A 13,242-nucleotide genomic window follows, 5' to 3' on the forward strand; every position below is an offset into this window, starting at 1 on the left:
TCGGAGATTCGGCTCAACCGGCTGTATCGGCGTCCGGCGCAGCAGCTGTGGACGGTCCTGACGAAGTCTTTTTCACGTTCGATTTCTGAGCCTTAAGCTCCGCGAGTTCGGCGCGCAGGGCGGCGATCTCGTCCTTCAGCACGTCGAACTCGTCGCGGCGGACCAGATCCATCTCGGCCACGAAGCGGTCGGTCTGGGCGCGCCAGGCGGCCTTGGCCTCGTCGCCCGCGGCCTGGGCCAGGCCCATGGCGCCGGTGGTCAGCTTGGCGAACTCGTCGAGGATCGGATTGCGCGTCTGCATGATGAAATCTCGCGTCTCTGCCACACCAGTATATGGTTAATGGCGACTTAAATTGGGTGAACGAAACCTTTCCGTCCGAACCGGCTATAAACTGCTTCGCTGGAAAAGCGCGCGACGAATGCAGTCTCTCTTGCTAGAGATTTCAGGTCCCAAACGGCGCTGACGGAGGCCCTGTGCCCTTCCCCGAATTCGACCCTGTCCTGATCCATCTCGGCCCCCTGCCCATCCGCTGGTACGCCCTGGCCTATGTCGCCGGGATCGTGCTGGGCTGGTGGTACGCCTCGCGTCTGGCCAAGACGGAGCGGCTGTGGTCGCCCGGCAAGCCGCCGGTGACGGGTCCGCAGTTGGACGACCTGGTGCTGTGGATCACCCTCGGCGTTATCCTGGGCGGTCGCTTCGGCTACGCTCTCTTCTACAAGCCGGCCATGTTCGCCCAGATCTTCACCGGCGACAGCTGGGGCGAACGGCTGGAGCTGCTGCAGCTGTGGACCGGCGGGATGAGCTTCCACGGCGGCTTCCTGGGCGTCGTCATCGCCATCGCCCTCTACGCCAACCGGCAGAAGATCAATCCGCTGAGCCTGGGCGACCTGATCGCGCCCGTCGCGCCGATCGGCCTGCTGTTCGGGCGCATCGCCAACTTCATCAACGGCGAGCTGTGGGGCCGCGAGACGACGGTGCCCTGGGCCATCCGCTTCTGCAACGCCCGCATTGAACAGATGTACGGCTTCTGCCCCGCCGGTAACGAACCGCGCCACCCCAGCCAGCTGTATGAGGCGGGCCTTGAGGGGCTGTTGCTGCTGATCATCCTGTCGCTGGCGATCTGGAAGTGGAAGATGCTGAAGCGCCCGGGCTTCGTCACCGGCCTGTTCCTGCTGGGCTACGGCGTCTGCCGCGCCGCGCTGGAGAACGTGCGCCAGCCCGATGCCGGTCTGGAGAACCTGCCGCTGGGCCTGACCATGGGCATGATCCTGTCGATCCCGATGATGCTGGCGGGCGTCTGGCTGATCTGGCGGGCGCTGAAGAAGCCGGTCGTAGCGGAGGCGTAGGACCGTTATGGCGGAGACCCTCAAGGACCGTCTGGTCCGCGAGATCGCGCTGACCGGGCCGATGACGGTGGCGGACTATGTCACCCGCTGCCTTCATGATCCGCGCGGCGGCTATTACGCGACCCGGCCAGCGCTGGGCGAAGGCGGCGACTTCATCACCGCGCCCCTGGTCAGCCAAATGTTCGGCGAGCTGATCGGTCTGTGGGCGATCGAAGTCTGGAGCCGTCTGGGCGCGCCCGAGCGGGTGCGGTTGGTCGAGGTCGGGCCCGGCGACGGGACGCTGATGTCTGACGTCCTGCGCGCCGCGCGGCTGGTCCCCGGCTTCCTCGAGGCCGTCGATCTGATCCTGATCGAGCCCAGCGCGCCGTTGCGGGCCGAACAGGCGCGGCGGCTGGCCGACGCCGACGTTCATCCCCGCTGGCTCAGCGCCCTGCATCAGATCGAGACCGACGCGCCGATCATCCTGATCGCCAACGAGGTGCTGGACTGCCTGCCCGCCCGCCAGTTCATCAAGACCGAGGGCGGCTGGGCCGAGCGCCGCATCGGGGTCACCGACGATCATGACCTGACCTTCGGCCTGACGGCCATCTCCGGCGGCTTCGAACGCCCCGAGTACGATGTCGAGCCGGGCCAGATCGTCGAGATTTCGGAGCAGCAGGCGGCCTTCGCGCGCGATCTGGCGGTCCTGGTCAAGGCGGCCTCGGGCGCCGCCCTGCTGATCGACTACGGCCGCAGCAGGCCCGGCGCGGGCGACACCTTGCAGGCCCTGCGCCGGCACCGGAAGGTCGATCCGCTGACGACGCCGGGCGAGGCCGACCTGACGCAGTGGGCCGACTATCCCACCGTCCTGGAGGCCGCCGTGCGCACCGGGGCCGACGTCACCGGCTGCGTCAGCCAGGGCGCCTTCCTCAGGGCCCTGGGGATCGAAGCCCGCGCCCAGAAGTTGATCCAGGCCCGCCCCGACGCCGCCCCGATTATCCAGCGTCAGCTGGATCGCCTGACCGCGCCGGACCAGATGGGCGAACTGTTCAAGGCGGCGGCGATCTTCTCGCCCCGCGCCCTGGCGCTGCCGGGTTTCTGAGGACTGCGGCCGTCCGCAGGGAGTTTGACGATGCGTTTTTCAGACTGTGAACGGGCCGTGCTGCTGGCCGTGAAGGGCGTGGGCCCCAAGGTCGTCGAGCGGCTGGAGGAACAGGGTCTGGGCGGCTTTGAACGCCTGGCCCAGGCCGATCCGGTAGTCGTCTGCGCCGGCGCCGCCGCCAGTGTCGGCTCGACCTGCTGGAAGAACAGCCCCCAGGCGCGCAAGGCGGTCGAGGCCGCCGTCGCCGCCGCCCGATCATCGCCGGAGGCCGCATGAGCCTGAACCCCATCACCCACCCCCTGCTCGACAAGGCCGGGGTGCGCCACGGCTTCTTCACACGTGAGGGCGGCGTTTCTGAAGGCATCTACGCCGGGCTGAACGCCGGCGTCGGGTCCAAGGACGATCCAGCACTGGTGGCCGAGAACCGCCGCTGCGTCGCCGAATGGATGGGCGGCGGGCTGGACGACCTGTGCGGCTGCTATCAGATCCACTCCGCCGTGGCCCGCGTAGCCGACACGGGCTGGAAGGGCGAGCGGCCCGAGGGCGACGCCGTGGTGGCCGCCGTGCCCGGCCCCATCGCATCCGTGCTGACCGCCGACTGCGCGCCGGTCTTGTTCGCCGACGCCGAGGCCGGTGTGGTCGGCGCGGCCCATGCGGGCTGGAAGGGCGCTCTGGGCGGGATCATCCATTCGACCGTCGCAGCCATGGAGGCCCTGGGCGCACGCCCCGAACGCATGGTCGCCGTGATCGGCCCCTGCATCGCCCAGGCCAGTTACGAGGTCGGCGGCGACTATCAGGCGCGCTTCGCCCACCACGACCCCGGCAGCGAACGCTTCTTCGCCCCGGGCGCGACTGAGGGCAAATGCCTGTTCGACCTGCCGGGCTTTGTCCTGTGGCGGTTGGAGCAATCCGGGGTCGGCGACGCCGACTGGACCGGCGACGACACGCGCGCGGACGCAAGCCGCTTTTACTCGAACCGGCGGGCGTTTCTGGCGGGAGAGACGGATTTCGGGCGGCTGATCAGCACGATCAGCCTGGGCTGAACTAGCCCGCCATCGCCATGTCGGGGACGCGGACGGTTTCCCGCCAGGCGTGGGGCTGGGCCAGCAGGGCGCGGACCAGCTTGTTGTTCAGCGCGTGGCCGGCCTTGACGCCTTCGTAGCGGCCCATCAAGGGGGCGCCGAGGACATAGAGGTCGCCGATCGCGTCCAGGGCCTTGTGGCGCACGAACTCGCGTTCCATGCGCAGACCGCCGGGGTTCAGGATCTCGTCGCCGTCGATGACCACGGCGTTCTCCAGCGAACCGCCGCGGGCCAGACCGGCCTGACGCAGGGCCTCGACCTCATGGGCGAAGCCAAAGGTGCGCGCAGCCATGATGTCCGAACGGAAGGTCGCCTCGTCCACGACGAAGTCCACCACCTGATTGCCGATGACAGGCGTAGGGAAGTCGATCTCGAAGCGCATCTCATAGCGGTCGCAGGGCAGAAGGACAGCGGACTTGTCGCCCTCCTCCACCCGGATCGGCTTGAGGATTTCGATGTAGCGGACCGGGGCTTCCTGACGACGGAAGCCGGCGCGGTCCAGCAGTTGCACGAACTGCAACGCCGAACCGTCCAGGATCGGCAGCTCGGGGCCGTCGACCTCGATCACGGCGTTGGAGACGCCCAGCGCGCACAAGGCGGCCATCAGGTGCTCGATGGTCGACAGACGCACGCCCGCCGCGTTCTCGATCATGGTGTTCAGGCGCGCATCGACCACGGCCTCGCCCGAGATGGGGATGCGGTTGTCGCGGTCGGTGATGTCGGTGCGCACGAAGACGATGCCCGTGCCCGGCGCAGCCGGACGCACGACCAGCTTGACGCGCTGGCCGGTGTGGACCCCCACGCCGGCGCAGATGGCCGGGGCGATGATGGTCTGTTCGTGATGGTCGTTACGGACCGGCAAGCTGGAAACTCTCTGTTGCGCGGCTCCGCGCAACGGGTGCGGAGTTCGCCTCACCTGTCGTTTAATCACGCACGCTCAAGGGTGAAATGAAAGATGGGTTTCGAAATGTTTCGGTCCGGTGACAGCCGGTAACAACGAAAAACGCCCCGGAGCCAGGCTCCGGAGCGTTTCAATCAGTGTCTCTTCCGATCAGTTCGCGAGGCGGCGAAGGAAGGACGGGATTTCGAGGTCGTCGTCTTCAGCGTGACCGGCCTGATAGTCCTGGGTCGGCTGGGTCGCCTGGGTCTGGCGCAGTTGCTGGGTCGTGCGGTTCGACGACGGCTGCGGCGCGTAGGACGGTTGCTGCTGCTGTTGCGGCTGCTGGCGCTTCTTGCCGAACAGGCTCCAGCCGCTGCGGCGGTGATCGCGATCGTCGTAGTATTCTTCTTCAGCGACCGGCTCTTCGCGGCGCGGGGCCGGACGGGCTTGCGGCTGTTGCTGCTGGCCGCGGTCGAAGTAGAGGTCGCCTTGCGAGGCGGCGGCGGGCTCGGCGCGGACCGAACCGGATTCGTATTCCTCGACCCAGGGGTCGACGATCGGCTCCAGATTACGAGGCGCGTCGTGGATGACGGGTTCCGGGCGCGGCTCGGGCGCGGCGCGGGCGGCCGGGGCCTCGTAGACAGGCGCCGGCTCGGGGGCGCGGACCGGTTCACGAACCGGGTCGATGCGGACCTCGGGCTGACGCGGGGACATCGTCGTGGGGCGGCGGTCCGAGAAGGCCGAACCCTGGGGCTCGATCTTCTGAATGACCGCCTCGTCCATGCCGGTGGCGACGACCGAAACGCGGATCTTGCCGTCCAGGGCCGGGTCGAAGGCGGCGCCGAAGATGATGTTGGCGTCGCCGTCCACTTCGGCGGCGATGGCGTTGGCGGCCTCGTCCACTTCCAGCAGGGTCATGTCCAGACCGCCGGTGATGTTGACCAGCACGGCCTTGGCGCCCTTGAGGCTGGTTTCATCCAGCAGCGGGTTGGCGATGGCGTTCTGAGCGGCCAGCAGGGCGCGGTCGTCGCCCGTGGCCTCGCCCGTGCCCATCATCGCCTTGCCCATTTCGGACATGACGGCGCGGACGTCGGCGAAGTCGAGGTTGATCAGGCCCGGCAGGATCATCAGGTCGGTGATCGAACGCACGCCCGAGTGCAGCACCTGGTCGGCCATGCCGAAGGCGTCGGCGAAGGTCGTGCGCTCGTTGGCGACGCGGAACAGGTTCTGGTTCGGAATGACGATCAGGGTGTCGACGTAGCGTTGCAGCTCGGCCACGCCGGAGTCCGCCAGACGCATGCGGTGACGGCCTTCGAAGGTGAAGGGCTTGGTCACGACGCCGACGGTCAGGATGCCGCGGTCGCGCGCGCACTTGGCGATGACGGGGGCCGCGCCGGTGCCGGTGCCGCCGCCCATGCCGCAGGTGATGAAGACCATGTGCGCGCCGTCCAGGTGCGCGTGGATCTCGTCAGCGCTCTCCTCGGCGGCGTTCATGCCGACTTCGGGGTGGGCGCCGGCGCCGAGGCCCTGGGTGATGGTTTCGCCCAGCTGGATGCGGCGGTCGGTCTTGGCGAAGCTGAGGTGCTGAGCGTCGGTGTTGGCTACGACGAACTCGACCCCTTCAAGGCCGGCGTCGATCATGTTGTTCACGGCGTTCCCGCCTGCGCCGCCGACGCCGAAGACGACGATGCGGGGCTTCAGTTCCGCGTTTTGAGGCTTCACCAGCGAGAGAGACATGATTGTTGTTCCGACCTTACCGACCCTGCCCGTTAGCCCCAATGCGAATCCCCGCCGATCGCATTGGTTATGAGCACGTTAAGCAAAACCCTGTCTGCGTTAACGAAGGGTTACTCCGGTAATATGAGTCGGCCGTTTTGAAAGCCCGCTTCTGTAGCTTGACCGCAGATTTCTTTCATTTTTCCGCCCCCTGGGGCTGAAAAGCAAAAAGGGCGGCTCTTGCGAGCCGCCCTTTCCGTTTCGGATCGAACCGAACTTACCAGGGGCTGTAGCTGAAGCCGACGAAGAAGCGACGACCGTAGGGGTCGAAGGTCGAGGCGAAGCCGAGGTAAGCCGGCGGCTCAACATTCGTCAGGTTCGTGACACCCGCACGCATCGTAAGCTCGTCATTGAAGCGATACCTGACGCTCACGTCGTGACGGACGAAGTTGCCAGTCGTGTACCAATCGGTCGGCTGACCGTCGGTATTGCCGCTCGCCATGACGTCACGCGTCTTGACCAGATCCTGCGAACCCATCCAGTCGGCCAGCCAGCTCACGTTGAAGCGCTCGTTGGGCGACCACGTCAGACGCGAGGTTCCTTCCAGACGGGGGTAGAAGACGTTGGTGGCCAGATCGTTGAATGAATCGCGATTGGTCAGGCTGGTGTACTGCTTCTGCTCGATCAGCCACAGCGCGCTGAAGGAGTAGTCGAAGCGACCCAGATTGAGGCCGAACATCTCTTCGGTGTCGATGCTGTAGTTAGCCGAAATGTCCAGACCGCGGGTTTCCAGCTTTGCGAAGTTCAGCGTCTGCAGAATGAAGCCGCCGATCGGGTCGCCTACAGGAGCACCGACCTTGAAGACGTTGAACGGATCCGTGTCGTTGTTGGGGTTCGCACGGAAGGTAAGGCTGCAAGCCAGTGCATCCAGTTCCTTGCCGTTCACGCATTGCTCGGCGATCTGCTGGCCCGAAGGCGTGACGATCACGTCATCAATCGTGATCTCGTAGTAATCGAGAACCAGGCTGAAGTTAGGAATGAAGCGCGGACGCAGAACCGTAGAGAAGGTGAAGGATTCCGAGGTTTCCGGACGCAGATCCGGGTTTCCACCCAGGACACTGGCGATACCGGCCGAGTAGTTCGGGCGATAGTCGTCAGCAATCCCGACGGTCGCTTGGCTGAAGTCGTAGGTCAGACCCTTCGCCGCGGCCATCTTGGTGCAGTTGGCGATACGGTTCGCCTTGATCTCGGCGGCGTTGGCTCCGGTGAATCCAGCAATGGCGCGCGTATCGCAGGGATCCGTGAACGCGTTCACAAACGTCTGCCCATAGGGACGGAAGTTCTCGCTCAGGTTCGGAGCGCGGAAGGACGTGTTGAAGCTGCTCTTGAACGTAATGTCCGGGATCGGACGATAAACCAGGCTGACCCCGTACACATCGCCGGTGCCGGCCGTCGTATAGTCGAAGGTGCGATACGACCCGCTAAGCTCGGCAAAATCGCCCATCCAGCTGTCACGGAACAGAGGCACGGCAACCTCGGCGAACAGCTCTTTGGTTTCGTATTCGGCGCCCAGGAAGTCATCGCCAGTGTTCAGTTGCAGCAGGCGACCAGCGGTATCGCGGCTACGACCGATGCCTTCGGTGTACTCACGACGATACTCGGCGCCCAGAGAGAAGCCGATCTGGCCGGCGCCCCAGAAGTCACCCAGTTCGCCGCCAAAGGTCGCGACCGCGCTTTCCTGAATATTCTTCTCGAGCACCGTAACGGCGGCCGAAATGTATTGGATGGCTTCCGGCGACTGATTGCCGTTGCCGAACACGTTCAAGGGCACGCAACCCGCGATTTCCGGGTTGGTCTTCGGATCGGCGTAGGTGGTGGCGGCCGTGTTGGGGTTCTGCTCCTGAATGGTGATGCCTTGAGCAGCGAGCAGCTGAACCCGGCAAACGACCTGGCCAGGGCGGCCGTTGACGAGACCGCCGGTGTCGACCACCGCGTCCATAGCGTGAGCGAAGCGGATGGCGTCCGGACCGGTTTCGCGGTTCCGGTTGTTCATCTCGCCATAGGTGTACGACAGATCCCAGTTGGCGTTGTTGATGAAGCCCACGCGATCGTAGTTGCCCTCGATCGCAGCGACATAACGCTGGACTTCCCGATTATTGGTTTGGTCGCGCGGAACGCCGAAGCCCCGATGCAACGCGATCGGCGCAGAAACGGCGGCTCCAGGGGCGCCCGGCGTCGTGTTCGTCGGATCAGCATAGGGGATGAAGGTGTTGCCGCGGATCGCAGCAACCAGGTTCGCCGGCAAGAAGGCGTTGTCAGTGCGGGTCGCGAACGAGCTGGTGCCCGAAATCAGACCCGGGGTGTTGCCGCTGTTGCAGGTCCGTGCTGCGCCGCCGAAGGGCGTGCCGCCGCAGGCAAGCGCCGAGTCGACGATAAAGATATCCCAGAAGGAAAACTGACCTTGGTCGTAGGCATCCTCGGTCGTGTACTTGGCTTCAAATGACGCGCGGATATTGTCGTTGACGGTGTAGTTGGCGCCGACCTGATAGCGCTGCGATTCCTGCTCGGGGAAGCGCGTCCGGTTGTCAAAGGCCGTCAAGCCCGCAGGTTCGCCGTCGCCGCCGATGTTCCAGGGACGGCTGGCGCCGGTGTTGCCGATCCGCTGGCCGAAGTTGGCCAGGCGCGCGGTCGTGCCGTCGAACCAGTAGGTATAGCTCGGATCGACGTTGAAGCAGTTGGAAGAGGTCGAGAAGCCGCGGCACGCGGCAACCGGGATATCGGGGTCACCGAAGGGGCTGGGGCGCTGCATGTTGGCCAGGGTGGTCGAACCCCAGAGCGGGCGATCCAGACGACGGGCGTTGTAGAACTCACCCGTATCCACGAAACCGTCGGATGCGGGGCCAATGGCGGGGTTGGTCGGATCAGCGTCAATACCCAACGCAACGCGGCCGCGACGTATCCAGCCAATCTGGTCGGTACGAACCTCATCCGCCTTTTCATACTCGGCGTGAGCATAGAGGTTCAGACGGTCGTCGAGCAGGTTGATGCCGCCCAGAACCGACAGACGACGCGTCGCAGCGTCGCCGCCCTTCACCAGCTCGCCGTAGTTGCCGTCGATCGTCAGACCTTCGAAGTCCTTACGCAGCGTGTAGTTGATCACCCCGGAAACAGCGTCAGCGCCGTAAACCGATGAGGCGCCGCCGGTGATGATCTCGATGTTCTGGATCAGAAGGCGCGGGATGATGGAGACGTCAACGGACAGGGAGCCTGCCGACGAACCGACGTGGCGACGCCCGTCGATAAGGGTCAGGGTACGACCCGATCCGAGCGAGCGCAGGTTGGCGAACTCAAGGCCGCCGTCGTTCAGACCCGTACCCGTCGTATCCGACGGCACCAGCGAGTTGGACAGGGCGGGAATCGTGGCGAGGTAATCGATAACCGTCGGCAGACCGGTCTCCAGAAGCGCAGCGCCGTCAATCTGAATGATCGGCGCGGCCACCGTGGTCGGGTCGCGGCGAATGCGTGAACCGGTGACGACAATTTCGTCAACCTTGGTCGCGCTTTCTTCCTGCGCTGACGGCTGGGTCTGCGCGAATGCAGGCGCAGAGACCGCGATCAGGCCTGCCAGAACCGTCGTTCCGAACAAATACCTACGCTTCAAATTCATAGTGGTTCGCCCCCAGATAATGAACATCAACGCGCGACTCGCAAAAGAGCGCGCGCACGTTGGGACCCTCGTAATGGAAAATGACGCCGCGACAACCTTTGTGGCTCAAATCGGACCATCTCGCGTCAGACCTGTAACAATCAGGACACACTCCAGTCACAGATGATCAAATCTCGTTCTTCGAACCCAAATTTCATCCCTTCAAGAGCCAAAACAGACAAAATATTGCTGACACCAACAACTTATGCGCATGACCAGACATGGGCTGGCCATACGCCGTACGGTTAAATCAGGCTCGATTGAGGTGGGACGGCGGAGATTTCCGCCGCAATACAACCTAGAGGTTGTCGCGCAGCCAGCCGGCGGCGCGGGCGACCATGCCGCCGCGGTGCACCTTGGGGGCGTCGGCGGCGGTGATCTGACGGGACATCAGCTTGCGGGCGGAAACCGCCTCGCGCGGGCCGTAGGCGGCGCGCAACAGGACGCCGGAGGCCGAGCAGAAGGCCGGGCCGGAGGCGGCGTCGGCCAGGTGGGGGGCGCGTTGCGGCTTGCCCAGGCGGACCGGGCGGTCGAAGACGCGCACGGCCAGTTCACGCACGCCGTTCAGCTGGCTGGCGCCGCCGGTCAGGACGATGCCCGCGCCCGGGTCCATGCCGACGCCGGCGTGCTTGAGCCGGTCGCGCAGCAGTTCGAGGGTTTCCTCGACGCGCGGGGCGATGACGGTCTTGAGCATGGCGCGCGGAACGATGACGGGACCGGCGGACGGGTCCTCGCCGCGCGGCGGGGCCTCCAGCATCTCGCGGTCTTCGTTGGCGCTGGCCATGGCCGAGCCGTGCAGGGTCTTCAGGCGCTCGGCGCCGACCTTGGAGGTCGCCAGGCCGCGCGCGATGTCGGCGGTGACGTGATCGCCGCCGACGTTCAGGCTTTCGATGTGGAGCAAGGAGCGCCCGCCCCAGACCGCCGCCGAGGTCGAGCCGCCGCCCATGTCGATGCAGACGCTGCCCAGCTCCATCTCGTCCTCTTCCAGCGCAGCGAGCGAGGAGACGACGGGGGCGGCGGCGACGCCTTGCAGGTCAAGGTGGGCCAATTCGAGACAGTGGCTGAGGGCGCCGAAGGAGCCTTCGGACATGGAGACGACCAGCAGGTCGAGGCCCAGCGACCCACCGCGCATAGAGCGCGGGTCGTGCACGCCGCGCGCCCCGTCCACCGACCAGGCGATAGGCAGGACGTGGATCGGGCGACGGTTGGGCAGACGGATCTGGGCCAGGGCCATGCCGATGGCGCGGGCGAGGTCGCCGTCGCTGATCGGATGGGCCCCGAGCGAGACGCGGGCCTGGACGCGATGGCTGGCCATCTGGCCGATGGCCGTGGTGACGATGACGCCGGAGACGGGCGAACCGGCGGCGCGTTCGGCGCGCTCGACCGCGTGGCCGATAGCCTGGGCCGCCTCGTCCATGTTGACGATGGCCCCGCCGCGCACGCCGCGCGACTGGACGTGGCTGGCCCCGGCGACGCGGATGGTGCGGTCGGCGTGGCGCACGCCCTCGGGCTTCATGATGAAGCAGGCGACCTTGGACTGGCCCAGGTCGAGCGCGGCCACGGCCGGAGCGCGCGGGGCGCCCTTGGCTTGTTCCGTGTTCGTGTCTCGGCTGCGTCCGGCCATGATGATCGTGTCCTGGATATTCGGTTCAGACGGCGCCTTCGGAGGGCCGGACGGCGACCTCCTCGGGCGTGCGGAGATCGACCCGGGCGAAGCCCAGATCGAGAAGGCGTTCGCGCTGGTCCAGCGCGTCGAGGCGGATCAGGGCGCTGTCCTGATCAACGGCGGGCAGCTGGATCAGACTGCCGTCCTTGAGGCGCAGGTCCCAGCGGCGCTCGTCCACCCGGACCAGGGCCTCGATGCGGGCCATCAGGCGCGGACGCTGGGCCAGCAGCGGCAGGATTTCAGACGCGGTCTGATCGGCGCCCTTGCCGACGACCAGCGGCAGCTTGGGATAGCGACCGGCGTCGGCGCCCTGAATGACCTTGCCGCTGCTGTCGATGACATAGGCGTGGCCGCCGGTCTGCCAGACGGCCAGACGGTCGTGTTCCTTGACGTCGACGATCAGGGTGTCGGGCAACAGGCGCACCACGCGCGCCTCCTTGACCCAGCCCACAGCCTGCACCCGGTCGCGCACGGCGTTCAGGTCCAGACTGACAATGGGCTGATCGGCGCGGACGCCGACGGCCTGCTGGATGGCGGCGCGGGCCTCAGGCGAGGCGCCGGTGACGTGGACCTGCTTGACCTTCAGGCCCATGCCGGAAGTGACGCTGTCGAACTTGTTGGAGACCGAGTTGGAGATGCGCTCGGCCCGCGCGCCCGTGGCCAGGACCCCGCCCAGAACGACGACGCCCGCCACGATGGAGATCAGGACGGCGCGCGGCGACAGGTCCAGCCGACCGATAGCGGCGACCTTGCCCGGCGTGGCCGGCACCTTGCGGGACCCCTGCCCCTTGCTTTTTGTCGAACCCTGTCGCCGACCGCCACGCACTACCGCGGGCATGAGGCGTCCTCCACCATCCACCGAACCAGATCACGATACGCCATCCCGACATAGGCCGCCTGCTCGGGACTGAGCGAGGTCGGCGTCATGCCGGGCTGGGTGTTGACCTCCAGAAGAACGAGAACGTCGTTAACATCGTCATAACGGAAATCGGATCGCGACACGCCGCGGCAGCCCATGGCCGTATGGGCCAGCTCGGACTGACGTAAAGCCTTGTCAAAGACGTGGGCGGGCAGTTCGGCGGGCAGGACGTGCTTGGAGCCGCCCGGCGCATACTTGGCCTCGTAGTCGTAGAAGCCCTTGGTCGGGGTGATGTCGGTGACGGTCAGGGCGCGCGGGCCAGACGCCTCGCCCAGAACCGTGACGGCCAGTTCCTTGCCCGCGATGAAGGGCTCGACCATGACCAGGTCGCCATAGGTCCAGCTGTCGTCGCCGACGATGGCGCAGGGCGCGTCGCCGGGCTGGATGACATAGACGCCGACCGAGGAGCCCTCGGCGTTGGGCTTGATCACATAGGGGGGCGCGATGACGTGGTCCGCCGCCACCGCCTTGCGGTCGAACAGGCCGCCGCCGGGGACGACGACGCCCGCCGCGCGCAGCACGGCCTTGGACTTGTCCTTGTCCATCGCCAGGGCCGAGGCCAGAACGCCGGAGTGGGTGTAGGGGATGCGCAGGGTCTCGAGGATGCCCTGGACGCAGCCGTCCTCGCCCCATTCGCCGTGCAGGGCGTTGAAGACGACATCGGGCTTCAGGGCGGTCAGAACCTGGGCCAGATCGCGACCGGCGTCGACGCGCGTGACCTTGGCGACCTGCCCCTCCAGGGCGTCGGCGCAGCCGCGACCGGACGACAGCGAAACCTCGCGTTCCGACGACAGGCCGCCCATCAGGACAGCGACATGAAGGGTGTTCAGGGGCGCGCGCATGGG

Annotated in this window: 11 protein-coding genes; 4 read left to right on the plus strand and 7 right to left on the minus strand. The window is 66.2% G+C overall.

Annotated features, from left to right (window positions below; all coding sequences use genetic code 11):
• Nucleotides 1-13 precede the first annotated feature (13 nt).
• Nucleotides 14-301, minus strand: coding sequence for an accessory factor UbiK family protein (locus HNP51_RS08875; RefSeq protein ID WP_184270350.1), 288 nt, complete (start codon nt 299-301; stop codon nt 14-16).
• Between the two features lie 173 nt (nt 302-474).
• Between HNP51_RS08875 and lgt the strand changes: the two genes are divergently transcribed.
• Genes lgt through HNP51_RS08895 form a run of 4 tightly spaced genes read left to right on the plus strand, consistent with a single transcriptional unit; the run spans nt 475 to nt 3,471 of the window.
• Complete coding sequence (lgt, locus tag HNP51_RS08880; RefSeq protein ID WP_184270348.1) at nt 475-1,347, plus strand: prolipoprotein diacylglyceryl transferase; 873 nt, start codon at nt 475-477, stop codon at nt 1,345-1,347.
• A gap of 7 nt (nt 1,348-1,354) precedes the next feature.
• Nucleotides 1,355-2,428 (plus strand): class I SAM-dependent methyltransferase, encoded by a 1,074-nt coding sequence (locus HNP51_RS08885; RefSeq protein WP_184270345.1) that lies wholly within the window; start codon nt 1,355-1,357, stop codon nt 2,426-2,428.
• A gap of 30 nt (nt 2,429-2,458) precedes the next feature.
• Nucleotides 2,459-2,704 carry a helix-hairpin-helix domain-containing protein gene (locus tag HNP51_RS08890; protein ID WP_184270341.1) on the plus strand — a complete coding sequence of 82 codons (246 nt, stop codon included), beginning with the start codon at nt 2,459-2,461 and terminating at the stop codon, nt 2,702-2,704.
• The gene (locus tag HNP51_RS08895; RefSeq protein WP_184270338.1) at nt 2,701-3,471 is read left to right on the plus strand and encodes a polyphenol oxidase family protein; all 771 of its coding nucleotides are present in this window, start codon (nt 2,701-2,703) and stop codon (nt 3,469-3,471) included. Before HNP51_RS08890 ends, HNP51_RS08895 begins: the two co-directional genes overlap by 4 nt.
• Before the next feature lies 1 nt (nt 3,472).
• On the opposite strand, the gene lpxC is transcribed toward HNP51_RS08895, so the two are convergent.
• The 6 genes from lpxC to HNP51_RS08925 form a co-directional block, all read right to left on the minus strand.
• Nucleotides 3,473-4,372, minus strand: a complete 900-nt coding sequence (gene lpxC, locus HNP51_RS08900; protein ID WP_184270335.1) for a UDP-3-O-acyl-N-acetylglucosamine deacetylase — start codon at nt 4,370-4,372, stop codon at nt 3,473-3,475.
• Between the two features lie 189 nt (nt 4,373-4,561).
• Nucleotides 4,562-6,127: a cell division protein FtsZ gene (gene ftsZ / locus HNP51_RS08905; RefSeq protein WP_184270332.1), complete on the minus strand. Its 1,566-nt coding sequence runs from the start codon at nt 6,125-6,127 to the stop codon at nt 4,562-4,564.
• Between the two features lie 256 nt (nt 6,128-6,383).
• Complete coding sequence (locus HNP51_RS08910; protein ID WP_184270329.1) at nt 6,384-9,773, minus strand: TonB-dependent receptor domain-containing protein; 3,390 nt, start codon at nt 9,771-9,773, stop codon at nt 6,384-6,386.
• A gap of 337 nt (nt 9,774-10,110) precedes the next feature.
• Nucleotides 10,111-11,436 (minus strand): cell division protein FtsA, encoded by a 1,326-nt coding sequence (gene ftsA / locus HNP51_RS08915; protein ID WP_184270326.1) that lies wholly within the window; start codon nt 11,434-11,436, stop codon nt 10,111-10,113.
• A 25-nt stretch (nt 11,437-11,461) separates the two neighbouring features.
• A complete protein-coding gene (locus HNP51_RS08920) occupies nt 11,462-12,316 on the minus strand; it encodes a cell division protein FtsQ/DivIB (protein WP_184270323.1) in 855 nt (284 codons plus the stop codon).
• Complete coding sequence (locus HNP51_RS08925; protein WP_184270320.1) at nt 12,304-13,239, minus strand: D-alanine--D-alanine ligase; 936 nt, start codon at nt 13,237-13,239, stop codon at nt 12,304-12,306. Before HNP51_RS08925 ends, HNP51_RS08920 begins: the two co-directional genes overlap by 13 nt.
• Nucleotides 13,240-13,242: the final 3 nt, after the last annotated feature.

Source organism: Brevundimonas bullata (assembly GCF_014207965.1).
Classification (GTDB): Bacteria; Pseudomonadota; Alphaproteobacteria; order Caulobacterales; family Caulobacteraceae; genus Brevundimonas; species Brevundimonas bullata_A.

Coding starts and splice junctions, on each gene's coding strand:
- HNP51_RS08875 (WP_184270350.1), bottom strand. CDS start 301: ATGCAGACGCGCAATCCGATCCTCGACGAGTTCGCCAAGCTGACCACC.
- HNP51_RS08885 (WP_184270345.1), top strand. CDS start 1,355: ATGGCGGAGACCCTCAAGGACCGTCTGGTCCGCGAGATCGCGCTGACC.
- HNP51_RS08890 (WP_184270341.1), top strand. CDS start 2,459: ATGCGTTTTTCAGACTGTGAACGGGCCGTGCTGCTGGCCGTGAAGGGC.
- HNP51_RS08895 (WP_184270338.1), top strand. CDS start 2,701: ATGAGCCTGAACCCCATCACCCACCCCCTGCTCGACAAGGCCGGGGTG.
- ftsZ (WP_184270332.1), bottom strand. CDS start 6,127: ATGTCTCTCTCGCTGGTGAAGCCTCAAAACGCGGAACTGAAGCCCCGC.
- HNP51_RS08910 (WP_184270329.1), bottom strand. CDS start 9,773: ATGAATTTGAAGCGTAGGTATTTGTTCGGAACGACGGTTCTGGCAGGC.
- ftsA (WP_184270326.1), bottom strand. CDS start 11,436: ATGGCCGGACGCAGCCGAGACACGAACACGGAACAAGCCAAGGGCGCC.
- HNP51_RS08920 (WP_184270323.1), bottom strand. CDS start 12,316: ATGCCCGCGGTAGTGCGTGGCGGTCGGCGACAGGGTTCGACAAAAAGC.
- HNP51_RS08925 (WP_184270320.1), bottom strand. CDS start 13,239: ATGCGCGCGCCCCTGAACACCCTTCATGTCGCTGTCCTGATGGGCGGC.